Origin of the sequence: Methyloversatilis sp. MC4-4 (assembly GCF_049843555.1) — a bacterium.
Taxonomy (GTDB): Bacteria; Pseudomonadota; Gammaproteobacteria; order Burkholderiales; family Rhodocyclaceae; genus Methyloversatilis; species Methyloversatilis discipulorum_B.
In genome coordinates, this window is record NZ_JBBHZK010000005.1 from 24,942 (window position 1) to 37,113 (window position 12,172).

Genomic DNA, 12,172 nt, shown 5'->3' on the forward strand with positions numbered 1-12,172 from the left:
CGTGATGTTCCACGTGGAACATCACGACCATCAGAAGCCGATACGCACCGGCGGAAGGATGATGGTCACGCCGTCGTGGTGACGGTAGTGCGGGCGTGGCGCGTAGCCGTAATAGGGCGCGGGAGCATAGACCGGCGCCGGATAGTAGCCGTAGCGCACGCTCGGGCCGTGATAGTGATGGTGGTGATGGTGCCGATCGCGGTGCTTCCAGTGACCACCATGCTTGTGATGGTGACCGCCGTGATAGCCGTGACGTCGATGATCGTCACGATCCGCCATCGCGTTGCCGCTGAAGGCCAGCGTCAGTGCAGCCAGTGCAGTGCCAAGCGCTTTCATGATCATTCTCGTGTGGGGAACACGCTGCAAGCCTAGATTGCAGAAACGCTTTGTGCGGTAAGCAACTGTAAGTCAGTGAAACGGTGTCAACCTTTCTGCCTTTATGTTGCGCGCCCAAGGTCGTATCATTCAGCCCCTTCGCCCTCTTTTGCATTGCAGCGAACATGGATTTTCCGACCCGTTACGACGTGATCGTCATCGGTGGCGGCCACGCCGGCACCGAAGCCGCGCTCGCTGCCGCACGGGTGGGCGCGCGCACGCTGCTGCTGACGCACAACATCGAAACGCTGGGCCAGATGTCCTGCAATCCGTCGATCGGCGGTATCGGCAAGGGTCATCTGGTGAAAGAGGTCGATGCACTGGGTGGTGCGATGGCGCTGGCCACCGACGAGGGCGGCATCCAGTTCCGTATCTTGAATGCGAGCAAGGGTCCCGCGGTGCGCGCAACCCGCGCCCAGGCCGATCGAATTCTGTACAAGGCCGCGATCCGCAGCCGGCTCGAAAACCAGCCGAATCTCGACCTGTTCCAGCAGGCAGCGGCCGACCTGATCATGGAAGGCGAGCGCGTCGCCGGTGTGGTGACCGAGGTGGGCATCCGCTTCCACGCGAAGGCCGTGGTGCTGACGGCCGGCACCTTCCTGAATGGCCGTGTGCACGTCGGCCTGCAGAATCACTCGGCCGGCCGGGCAGGGGATCCGCCGGCCATCCGTCTGGCGGAAAAGCTGAAGGAACTGGCCTTGCCGCAGGGCCGGCTCAAGACCGGCACGCCGCCACGCATCGACGGACGGACGATCGACTATTCGGTCATGCAGGCGCAGCCGGGCGACGACCCGGTGCCGGTGTTCAGCTTCATCGGCTCGCGCGACATGCATCCGCGCCAGCTGCCGTGCTGGATGACCCACACCACGCTGCGCACGCACGACATCATTCGCGGCGGCCTTGACCGCTCGCCGATGTACACCGGCGTGATCGAAGGTGTCGGCCCGCGCTACTGCCCGAGTATCGAGGACAAGATCCACCGCTTTGCCGATCGCGACAGCCACAACATCTTCCTCGAACCGGAAGGCCTGACCACGCACGAGGTGTACCCGAACGGGATTTCGACCTCGCTGCCCTTCGATGTGCAGGTCGATCTGGTGCGCAGCATTCCCGGTCTCGAGAACGCGCACATCCTGCGTCCGGGCTACGCGATCGAGTACGACTACTACGATCCGCGCGGCCTGAAATCGTCGCTCGAAACCAAGGCGATCGAAGGTCTGTTCTTCGCCGGCCAGATCAATGGCACCACCGGCTATGAAGAGGCGGCGGCGCAGGGGCTGCTTGCCGGACTGAATGCGGCACGGCAGACCAAGGGACTTGAAAGCTGGTGCCCGCGCCGTGACGAAGCCTACCTCGGCGTGCTGGTCGACGACCTGATCACCCGCGGCGTGGCCGAGCCCTATCGCATGTTCACGTCGCGCGCCGAGTACCGCCTGAGCCTGCGCGAAGACAACGCCGATCTGCGCCTGACCGACGTCGCCCGTTCGATGGGCCTGATCGACGACTCGCGCTGGGATGCCTACAACCGCAAGCGCGACGCCATCGCGGCAGAGGAACAGCGACTGCGTTCCACGTGGATCCGTCCGGACACGCTGCCGGCGGAGGATGCACAGCGCGTGCTGGGCAAGGCGATCGAGCGTGAATACACGCTGTTCGATCTGCTGCGCCGGCCCGACGTGAGCTACGCCTCACTGATGACCTTGCCGGGCGCTCCGGCGCCGATAGACCACGCACAGGCCATCGAGCAGCTCGACATACTGGCCAAGTACCAGGGCTATATCGACCGCCAGCAGAACGAGGTCGACAAGCTGCGCGCAACCGAAGACACGCGCCTTCCGGACGACATCGACTACGGCGCGGTCGGCGGTCTGTCGCGCGAAGTGCAGCAGAAACTCACGCTGCACCGGCCGGAGACTCTCGGCCAGGCTTCGCGCATCCAGGGCATCACGCCGGCGGCGATTTCGCTGCTGCTGGTGTACCTGAAGAAGCGCGCAGCCGTGCGCAGCGCGGCCTGAACATCCCGGCCGCCCGGCCGGACAGATTCGAAGCACCCGGAAAACATCCGCCCATGACCTTGCAAACCGAACTCGACGCCGGCCTTGCCGCACTTGACCTGCCGCTCACCGCGACAGCCCGTACCCGTCTGCTGCGCTACATCGCACTGATGGCCAAGTGGAACGCGGTCTACAACCTGACCGCGATACGCGAAGAATCCCGCATGCTCACCCACCATCTGCTCGACGCGCTGTCGGTCGAACGCTTCCTGCCGGAAGGCGCGAAGCTGGCCGACATCGGTTCCGGTGGCGGTGTGCCCGGCATTCCGCTGGCCATCGCGCGCAGCGATCTGGACGTGGTGTCGATCGAGCCGAACTCGAAAAAGGCGTCCTTCCAGCAGCAGGTACGCATCGACCTCGGCCTCGAGAACTTCGACGTGCAGACCGCGCGCGCCGAAGCGGTGACCTTGCCGGAAGGGCGCGATTTCATCATTTCGCGTGCCTTCGGCGATCTGGCCGACTTCATCAAGGTCGCCGGCCACCTGCTGAAGCCTGACGGCCGCATGCTGGCGATGAAGGGCGTCTATCCGGACGAGGAAGTGCGTGCCATTCCCACCGGCTGGAAGCTGGTGCGCTCGGAAGAGCTGCAGGTGCCGGGTGTTGAAGGCGCGCGCCACCTGCTGTGGCTGGCGCGCGACGCCGCCACCGCCTGAGGCCCCGCATGCCGCACATCTTCGCAGTCGCCAACCAGAAGGGCGGGGTGGGCAAGACCACCACCAGCGTGAACCTCGCCGCCGCGCTCGGCCAGGCCGGGCAGCGCACGCTGCTGGTCGATCTCGACCCGCAGGGCAATGCCACGATGGGCGCCGGCGTCGACAAGCGCACGCTCAAGTCCAGCGTCTATCAGGTGCTGGTCGGCCTGTCGTCGCTGGCCGACGCACGCGTGACCAGTCCGCATGCCGGGCTGGACGTGTTGCCGGCAAACCGCGATCTGGCCGGTGCCGAGGTCGAACTGGTGGGTCTGGAGAATCGGGAAAACCGATTGAAGAAGGCGATTGCCGAGCATGCAGACGATTACGACTTCGTGCTGATCGACTGTCCGCCCAGCCTCAGCCTGCTCACGCTGAACGGTCTGTGCGCGGCGCACGGCGTCATCATTCCGATGCAATGCGAGTACTACGCGCTGGAAGGCCTGTCCGATCTGGTCAATACGATCAAGAAGGTGCACGCCAACCTGAACCGCGACCTGAAGATCATCGGCCTGCTGCGCGTCATGTTCGACCCGCGCAGCACGCTGTCGCAGCAGGTGTCCGGCCAGCTCGAATCGCATTTCGGCGACAAGGTGTTCCGCACCCTCGTGCCACGCAATGTGCGGCTGGCCGAGGCGCCGAGCTACGGCATTCCCGGCGTGCTGTTCGACAAGAACGCCAAGGGCGCGCAGGCCTACAGCGCCTTCGCGCAGGAAATGATCGAGCGTGTGAAGAGCTTCTGATCGACCCACGACAACAACACCGAACGCCATGACTCCTCCCAAACTGAAGGGCCTCGGCCGCGGCCTCGACGCGCTGCTGGCCGGCAATACCGGTGAATCCGGCAATTCGGGCGAACTGCGCTCGCTGGACGTCGGCCTGCTGCAGCCGGGCAAGTACCAGCCGCGCACCCGCATGGATCCTGGCTCGCTCGAAGAGCTGGCGGACTCGATCAAGTCGCAGGGCATCATGCAGCCCATCATCGTGCGCAGCGTCGGTGGCGGGCGATTCGAAATCATCGCCGGCGAACGACGCTGGCGTGCCGCGCAGCTCGCCGGGCTGAGCGAAGTACCGACGCTGGTGCGCGACATCCCGGACGACGCCGCGCTGGCGATGAGCCTGATCGAGAACATCCAGCGCGAGGATCTGAATCCGCTGGAAGAGGCGGCCGGCGTGCAGCGTCTGATCGACGAATTCGGCATGACGCACGAGCAGGCCGCCAACGCCATCGGCCGCTCGCGCTCGGCCACCACCAATCTGCTGCGCCTGCTGCAGCTGGCCGAACCGGTGCAGGAACAGCTGGTGACCGGCGACCTCGACATGGGCCACGCGCGCGCGCTGCTGAGCCTGCCCAAGGCCGACCAGATCGCCTTCGCCAACCGTGTCGTCGCCCAGGGCCTGACCGTGCGCGACACCGAAAAGATGGTGGCGCGCGGCGGTCTGGCCGAGCAGGGCAACAAAGCAAAAGCCGAACCGTCACGCGATCTGGCGCGGCTGGAAGAGGAACTGTCGGACATCGTCGGCGCGCCGGTGGCGATCGCTGCCAACGCGCGTGGCGCCGGCAAGCTGGTCATCCGCTTCAACGACCTCGACCAGCTGGATGGCCTGATCGCCCGTCTGCGCGCCTGAAGCAAGCGCTCGCGACACCCGGCCGCGGATCGGGCTCAGCCCCTGCAGGAGCGGCCTTGGCCGCGACCGGGCAGTGGCGGGCCGCAAGCTTCGGTTCAGGCTACGCGCGCGAGCAAGTTCACCACCAGCAAGCCGAACCGCGGTCAGATCCGCGCGCTCAGCGCCAGATACACCGCCAGTTCGGTGAGCTGCTGCACGGCGCCCAGACAGTCGCCGGTGTAGCCGCCGATACGGCGCTGGAAGTGACGGGCGGCGGCGACGGTGACGAGCAGCGTCAGCCCGGTCACCAGCGCGATCTGTACCGGTGCGAGCAGCGCCAGCGGCACCAGCCCGCACAGTGCCGCCCACAGCATTCCGCCACCCGACAGCTTCACCGCCAGCGGCTTGGCGCGCGACACGCCGTCCGGGTCCTCGTCGCGGGCGTAGCGCATCGTGCAGATCAATGCGGTCGCGCACAGCCGTGACAGCGGGTGTGCGACCAGCAGCGCGACGACCGCGCTCGTCAGCGGCAGCGCGGACAGCGCCGTCAGCTTGGCCGCCAGCGTGAGCACGATGCCGATGGCGCCGTAGGCACCGATGCGCGAGTCCTTCATGATGGTCAGGATCTGTTCGCGCGACCAGCCGCCGCCGAAACCGTCGCAGACGTCGCCCCAGCCGTCCTCGTGGAAGGCGCCGGTCAGCCGTATCGTCGCCGCCGTCGACAGCACGACGGCCAGTGCGGCCGGCAGCACTTGCCCGGTCGCCCACAGCACGGCGGCGCCGACCGCGCCGACAATCCAGCCCACGGCCGGAAACCAGCGCGCGCTGGCGTTCATCAACTCGTTCGACCAGCCGACCCAGGCGGGCACCGGCAGCCGCGTGAAGAAACGCAGCGCGTTGAAGAACAGTTCGAGTTCGCGGCGGATCATCGCTGCGTCACCGCTGTGTGCCGCTCACGCCTTCGACACGCCGGCCGAATCGAAGCTGGCCATGTCGCGCAGGATGGCCGCCGCTGCGCGCACCAGCGGCCAGGCCAGCGCGGCACCGGTGCCTTCGCCGAGGCGCAGGTCGAGATCGAGCAAGGGCAACGCCTGCATGTGTTCGAGCTGGATGGCGTGGCCGCGCTCCTGCGAGCGGTGCGAGAACACGCAGTAGTGGCGCAGCGCCGGCGCGTGCGCGTGGGCGACCAGCGCGGCGGCCGAACTGATGAAGCCGTCGATCAGCAGCAGCATGCGCGATTGCGCGGCACCGAGCATGGCGCCGGCCATCGTGGCGATTTCGAAGCCGCCGAAGGCGGCGAGCACCGAGAACGCGTCGCGCGGACCGTCGTAGCGGGCGGCCAGCCCGGCCAGCACGCGCTTCTTGTCGGCCAGCGCGGCGTCGCCCAGACCGGTGCCGCGGCCGACGCAGTCATCCATTGCGGCACCGGTCAGCAGGTGGGTGATCAGCGAGGCCGACGCGGTATTGCCGATGCCCATCTCGCCGAAGCCGAGCACGCGGGCGCCGCCGGCCGCGATGTCGCGGGCGATGCGCGCGCCGTTCTCGAGCGCCTGCGCGCACTGCGCCGGCGTCATCGCCGGCCCGTCGAACCAGCTGGCGGTGCCGTGTGCCACCTTGGCGGCGATCAGGCCGTCGCGCGGACCGAAGTCGTGCGCCACACCGCAGTCGGCGATGTGCAGCGCCATGCCGCCTTCGCGTGCCAGCACATTGATGGCGGCACCGCCGGCGAGGAAGTTCTCGACCATCTGCCAGGTCACGTCGGCCGGATAGGCCGACAGGCCGCGACCGCGCGCGTCGCGCAGCGTGCCGTGGTCGCCGGCGCACACCAGCAGGTGCGCCTGCCCCGGCTGGGGCGCGGTCGAGCCCAGCACCTGACCGATCTGCAGCGCCAGCGCTTCCAGCCGGCCGAGTGCACCCAGCGGCTTGGTCTTGTTGTCGAGGCAGGCCTGCAGTGCGGCGGACAGGTCAGGGGCGGGCGGGGCGAGGTCGAAGCGGGGCGTCATGATGTTCCGGCGGCGGCAGATGCAGGCCGGCAGTTTAGCCGGCTGGCGGGCCGGGCGCCGGCCGGCGACAATGGCAGCCCGCTTCGCCCCCGCCCCACCGTGCGCACCCGTGTCGAATTCCTGCTGCTGGCGCTGATCTGGGGCGCGTCCTTCGCGCTTTACCGCGTCGCCATCCCCGAGCTGGGGTTGCCGCTGACCGTCGGGCTGCGGCTCGTGCTGGCGTCGGCGGCGCTGCTCGCGGTATTCGGCTGGCCGCTGCGGGCGGTCGCTCCGGCCGAACGCGGTCGCGTGCTGTTCTGGCTGCTGCTGGCCGGCGCCGGCAGTACAGCGCTGCCTTTCGTACTGTTTGCCGAAACCGTCATGCGCTCCAGCGCCGGCTTTGCCGCGGTACTGAACGCGACCTCGCCGCTGTTTTCGGCGCTGCTCGGCGTGTGGCTGTGGCGCGAAGCGGTATCGCGCTCGAAGCAGTTCGGTCTGCTACTCGGTTTTGCCGGTGTGGCGGTGCTGGCCACGCTGCGTGAGGTGGGCACGCTGCGGGTGGGCATGGACGCGGTTGCGCTGGGACTGACCGGAGCGGCGTCCTATGGTCTGTGCGTGCAGTGGGTGAAGCGCCGCCTGCACGATGTCGAGGCATCGGCGGTCGCGACCGGGTTTTCGCTGGTGGGTGCTCTGGCGCTGCTGCCCTGGGCGCTGACTTCGCTGCCGGATCATCTGCCGTCCGGCCGCGCGCTGCTGGCGGTCGCCGTGCTCGGTCTGGTGTCCACCGCGCTGGCCAATGCGCTGTATTTCCGTCTGGTCGGCCGCATGGGGGCGACGCAGGCCTTGAGCCTCACTTTCCTGATTCCGCCCTTTGCCATGCTGTGGGGCCATCTGCTGTTCGACGAGCGGCCGACGCTGGCGATGCTGGCGAGCACCGTCGTCATCCTGGTCGGAACGGCGCTCAGCCTCGGCTGGCGGCGAACGCCCGGACGCTGATCCCGGTCAACGTGCGGCGGCTGGCCGTCGTTGTATCCGGGGCAGGCTGCACGGCACGCTCTTGTTCACCCGCTGTCGGCTGGCTTAGACTTGCGGGCCGCGCCGCCGAGCCTGCGCCGGATCTGCCCGGCCCCGCGACCCACTGAACGTTGGATCAACCACTCCGTCGAGGAACACCATGAAAACCCTGATTTCCGCCGTCGTCTGCGCCGCAGCGCTCGTAAGCGCGCCGGCTTTCGCCAGCAAGGACCTGGCCACCGCCAAAGGCTGTCTGGCCTGTCATTCGCAGGGCGCCGACATGAAGATCGGTCCGGGCTACCAGGCAGTCGCGAAGAAGTACGCCGGCCAGAAGGACGCCGAAGCCAAGGTCGCCGCCTTCATCAAGGCCGGCACGCCGGCAGGCACCAAGCCGTCCTGGGGTGGCCCGATGCCGATGCCGGCCCAGCCTGGCCTGTCGGACGCCGATGCCAAGACGCTGGCAGCCTGGGTGCTCGCTGGCGCCAAGTAAGCAGTCCGTCGCGCATGAAGAAGCCGGCCGCATGGCCGGCTTTTTTCGTTGACCGGTCGAAATGGGGTCAATCGGCGGACGTATTCGGCGCATCGGCTGCAATACCCCGCTTGCTAGACTCGCGCCCGACATCCTGTTTCCCGGAGAAGGTCGAGCATGAGCGCAGCAGCGTCCCGCACGCAGTACGGCAAGCAGGTCACCGAGTCGATCAACCAGACACGGGTGCGCTACGTCATCCTGTTCGCGGCCGCGATCGCCACCCCCTTCGTCTATCCGCCGACCTGGCCGCTCGTGTGGCTGGCGCTGGCCAGCTACGCGCTGCGCATGTTAGGCGTCGAAGGCATCTACCACCGCTACTTCTCGCACCGTGCCTTCAAGTGCTCGCGCCCGGTGCAGTTCATCCTCGCGGTGATCGCCTCGCAGTGCGGCCAGCATGGCCCGCTGTGGTGGGCGTCGGTGCACCGCCACCACCACCAGAACGTCGAAACGCCGGACGATCCGATCTCGCCGCGCCAGCACGGCCTGTTCCATTCGCACGTCGGCTGGGTCTGGTGCGAGCGCTACAAGGACACCGACCTCGACGTCGTGCCCGATTTTGCGCGCTACCCGGAAATCCTCTGGGTGAACAAGCACTACACGCTGCTCATGCTGTCCGGCGCCTTCTTCATCTGGCTGCTGGCGCAGGCCGGTGCTTTCGGCCCGACGGTCAGCGGCGGTGCGGCGCTGATGTGGGGTTTCTTCCTTCCCACCGCGCTCGGCGTGCAGACGGTATCGATGGTCAATTCGGTCGGTCACTTCCGCTTCATGCCGGGCGGCTACCGCCGCTACGACACCGACGACGATTCGGTGAACCGCCCGCTGCTCGCGTTGCTCACCTTCGGCGGCGGCTGGCACAACAACCACCACCGCTACGGCGCCAGCGCGCGTGCCGGCTTCGCCTGGTACGAAATCGACGTCACCTTCTACATCCTGAAGGCGATGGCCGCACTCGGCATCATCAGCGATCTGCGCGAACGACTGCCGGATGACGTGCGCCAAGAGGGCGGGCTGAGCCCGCTGCCGGCCGGCGACAAGGTGCGCAGCTGAGCGATCACGCGCAATGCGCCGGCCGTGACCCGCGTCACGCATCGCTTCAGCTGACATGGGGCTGTTGCGATCGGCGTTGTGCTAAGCACTTCAGGACGGCCGTGTCGGCCCGCCTTACACCGCTGAAACGGCGTGCAGCCGCCATCTGTCGTAGGTCGATGATCCGAAAGGACTAATACTAAAGTCATATGCATTGGCACATGACTTGCTGACGCCCGGACGAACATTACCGGAGCGTTACAGATGAAATTCCGCACCCTTCTCCTGCCCGCGCTGATCGCCACGCTGTCCGGCGGCGCGCAGGCTGTTTCGATGCTCACCTTCGGCGTCGGTGAGAATATCTACGGCTCGCAGTTCCTGGCGGCCAACGACGACGAATCGACCAATCAGCTGCCGCTGCCGTTCGACATCAATTTCTTCGGCCAGACCTTCAGCAACTTCTTCGTCAATAACAACGGCAACATCACATTCCAGTCGGCGCTCCGCGCCTTCACGCCGGAAGCGTTCCCGATCGCTTCGCAGCCGATGATCGCGCCCTTCTGGGGCGACGTCGACACGCGCGGCACCGGCAATGTGTGGATCCATTCGCCGAACGCCAACACGTTGGCCGTAACCTGGGACGCGGTCGGCTATTACAGCTCGGCGACCGACAAGACCAACAGTTTCCAGCTGGTGCTGCGCAACCAGGGCGACGGCAATTTCGACGTCGACTTCCGCTACGAGCGCCTCGAATGGACCACCGGTGACGCCAGCGACGGTACCAACGGCCTGGGCGGCATTCCGGCGCAGGCCGGCTACGACGCCGGTGATGGCGTCAACTATCTGACGCTGCCCGGTTCGCGTACCGGTGACGTGCTCAACCTGCAGCACACGACGAACGTGGCGGGCGGCGAAGCCGGCCTGTGGTCGTTCGCGATCCGCAACGGCCAGCTGCCCGGTTCGTCGGCCTCCAACCCGCTGATGCCGGTGGCCAGCGACGAAGGCTGGAACTTCGACTTCAACGTGGTCGCCGGTACGCCGGTGTTCATCGATCCGGACATCGCCATCGGCTACGACTACATCGTCAACAGCGGTCCGTCGATCACCTCGGTGCTGCTGCCGACCTTCGGCGACGGCCTGTACGATCTGTGGCTTTGGAACGGCGAAGCCTGGGTGGCCAGCGGCGACGTGCTGACCGGCGGCGTCACCTTCACCTTTGCCGAGGCGGTCACCCGCTTCCGCATCCTCGGCATCGAGGAGGGCGCAGCGCTCGACCCGCTGAACCCGACCGCCTTCGTGACCGGCCTCACCTTCAGCGAGACCGGCCCGGTGTCGATGTCGCAGAACCCCATCGTCGTGACGGTGCCGGTTCCTGAGCCGGAAACCTACGCGATGTTCCTCGCCGGTCTCGGCCTGATTGCCGCCGCGCGTCGCCGCATGGCGCGCTGATTGCCGTTCGTTGATGCAGACTGACGATGCCGGTGCGCTTGTGCGCACCGGCATCGTCGTTTCTGCCGCATCCAAATTGACGCTCCGGGCGCCCGCCCGCAAAATCCGGGGCTGACAACCTTTTCAGTCCCTTGCGGAGATTCCACATGACCCTGATCACCCCGTCGCGCCCGCTGTCCGCACTCGTGGCCTTGTCGGCCTGCCTGCTCGCCGCCTGCGGTCCGAAGGAAGAGGCCGCCGTGCCGGCCGCGACCGCCGATGCCGGCGAGGCCACGATCACCATCCGCCTCGGTCATGTGGCACCGCTGACCGGTCCGCAGGCCCACCTCGGCAAGGACAACGAGAATGGCGCCCGGCTGGCCATCGACGACCTGAATGCCGAGAAGATCCTGATCGGCGGCAAGGTGGCGAAGTTCGAACTGCTGGGCGAGGACGACCAGGCCGATCCGCGTCAGGGCACCACGGTGGCGCAGAAGCTGGCCGATGCTCGCGTGCACGCGGTGATCGGTCATCTGAACAGCGGCACGACGATTCCGGCGTCGCGCATCTATCACGACGCGGGCATCGTCCAGGTGTCGCCGTCCGCCACCAATCCGACCTACACGCGGCAGGGCTACAAGACGGCGTTCCGGGTGTTCGCCGACGACGTGCAGCAAGGCAGCGTGCTCGGCAGCTTCGCCACGAGCAAGCTGGGCGCGAAGAAGATCGCCATCATCGATGACCGCACCGCCTACGGTCAGGGCCTGGCCGACGAGTTCGAGAAGGCGGCCAAGGCCGCCGGCGCCGAGGTGGTCACCCGCGAATACACGACCGACAAGGAAACGGACTTCGCCGCCATCCTGACCAAGGTGAAGTCGACCAAGCCCGATCTCGTGTTCTACGGCGGCATGGACACCCAGGCCGGTCCGATGGCGCGTCAGCTGAAGACGCTGGGCATTACCGCGCCGATGCTGTTCGGCGACGGCGCCTGCACGGTTGAATTCCACAAGCTGGCAGGCGAGGGCGCCGAAGGCCACTACTGCTCGCTGCCCGGTGTGCCGCTGGACCAGATGGCCGGCGGTACCGCCTTCCGTGACCGCTACAAGGCGAAGTACAACACCGACATCCAGCTCTACGCACCCTATGCCTACGACGCGGTGCGCGTTGTGGCCGAAGCGATGAAGCAGGTCGGTTCGACCGAAACGGCGAAGTTCCTGCCGGCGCTGGCGGCGTTGAACTACCCGGGCCTGAGCGCGCAGATCCAGTTCGACGAAAAGGGCGACATCAAGGACGGCGCGGTCACGCTGTATCAGGCGAAGGCCGGTGCCTGGTCGGCACTCGAAACGATGGGCGGCAAGCCGAACAACTGAGCGGCACAATGCAGTCCTGCGCGTCCGCACCGGCCCCGGGCCGGGCGGCGCGCACCGCAGGCGTCTGACCGGCGCTTCCCTCTTCTCCCGGCTCCTC

12 protein-coding genes are annotated in these 12,172 nt (G+C 67.0%); 9 read left to right on the forward strand and 3 right to left on the reverse strand.

Annotated elements, in window-relative coordinates; genetic code table 11:
• Positions 1-30 precede the first annotated feature (30 nt).
• Entirely contained in the window at positions 31-336 is a 306-nt protein-coding gene (locus WDZ97_RS18060) for a hypothetical protein (protein WP_198291407.1), read from the reverse strand.
• 164 nt (positions 337-500) lie between these two features.
• On the opposite strand from WDZ97_RS18060, the gene mnmG reads away from it, so the two are divergent.
• The 4 genes from mnmG to WDZ97_RS18080 are packed head-to-tail and all read left to right on the forward strand — an operon-like array spanning position 501 to position 4,747.
• Positions 501-2,390, forward strand: a complete 1,890-nt coding sequence (gene mnmG, locus WDZ97_RS18065) for a tRNA uridine-5-carboxymethylaminomethyl(34) synthesis enzyme MnmG (RefSeq protein ID WP_425763683.1) — start codon at positions 501-503, stop codon at positions 2,388-2,390.
• Between the two features lie 53 nt (positions 2,391-2,443).
• Positions 2,444-3,082: a 16S rRNA (guanine(527)-N(7))-methyltransferase RsmG gene (rsmG, locus tag WDZ97_RS18070; protein ID WP_425763684.1), complete on the forward strand. Its 639-nt coding sequence runs from the start codon at positions 2,444-2,446 to the stop codon at positions 3,080-3,082.
• An 8-nt stretch (positions 3,083-3,090) separates the two neighbouring features.
• Positions 3,091-3,861 carry a ParA family protein gene (locus WDZ97_RS18075; protein ID WP_425763685.1) on the forward strand — a complete coding sequence of 257 codons (771 nt, stop codon included), beginning with the start codon at positions 3,091-3,093 and terminating at the stop codon, positions 3,859-3,861.
• A 28-nt stretch (positions 3,862-3,889) separates the two neighbouring features.
• Positions 3,890-4,747, forward strand: coding sequence for a ParB/RepB/Spo0J family partition protein (locus tag WDZ97_RS18080; RefSeq protein WP_425763686.1), 858 nt, complete (start codon positions 3,890-3,892; stop codon positions 4,745-4,747).
• Between the two features lie 143 nt (positions 4,748-4,890).
• Here the strand turns inward: WDZ97_RS18080 and WDZ97_RS18085 are convergent, their stop codons facing one another.
• Positions 4,891-5,655 carry an adenosylcobinamide-GDP ribazoletransferase gene (locus WDZ97_RS18085; protein ID WP_425763687.1) on the reverse strand — a complete coding sequence of 255 codons (765 nt, stop codon included), beginning with the start codon at positions 5,653-5,655 and terminating at the stop codon, positions 4,891-4,893.
• A gap of 24 nt (positions 5,656-5,679) precedes the next feature.
• Complete coding sequence (gene cobT, locus WDZ97_RS18090) at positions 5,680-6,729, reverse strand: nicotinate-nucleotide--dimethylbenzimidazole phosphoribosyltransferase (protein ID WP_425763688.1); 1,050 nt, start codon at positions 6,727-6,729, stop codon at positions 5,680-5,682.
• A gap of 99 nt (positions 6,730-6,828) precedes the next feature.
• Here cobT and WDZ97_RS18095 point away from each other — a divergent pair, with 99 nt between their 5' ends.
• The 5 genes from WDZ97_RS18095 to WDZ97_RS18115 all read left to right on the forward strand — a co-directional run bounded on the left by WDZ97_RS18095 (position 6,829) and on the right by WDZ97_RS18115 (position 12,075).
• Complete coding sequence (locus WDZ97_RS18095) at positions 6,829-7,704, forward strand: DMT family transporter (RefSeq protein WP_425763689.1); 876 nt, start codon at positions 6,829-6,831, stop codon at positions 7,702-7,704.
• 178 nt (positions 7,705-7,882) lie between these two features.
• Entirely contained in the window at positions 7,883-8,212 is a 330-nt protein-coding gene (locus WDZ97_RS18100) for a c-type cytochrome (RefSeq protein WP_425763690.1), read from the forward strand.
• A gap of 156 nt (positions 8,213-8,368) precedes the next feature.
• Positions 8,369-9,298, forward strand: a complete 930-nt coding sequence (locus WDZ97_RS18105) for an acyl-CoA desaturase (protein ID WP_425763691.1) — start codon at positions 8,369-8,371, stop codon at positions 9,296-9,298.
• 243 nt (positions 9,299-9,541) lie between these two features.
• Entirely contained in the window at positions 9,542-10,726 is a 1,185-nt protein-coding gene (locus tag WDZ97_RS18110) for a nidogen-like domain-containing protein (protein ID WP_425763692.1), read from the forward strand.
• Positions 10,727-10,872: 146 nt separating this feature from the next.
• Positions 10,873-12,075 (forward strand): branched-chain amino acid ABC transporter substrate-binding protein, encoded by a 1,203-nt coding sequence (locus WDZ97_RS18115; protein WP_425763693.1) that lies wholly within the window; start codon positions 10,873-10,875, stop codon positions 12,073-12,075.
• Positions 12,076-12,172: the final 97 nt, after the last annotated feature.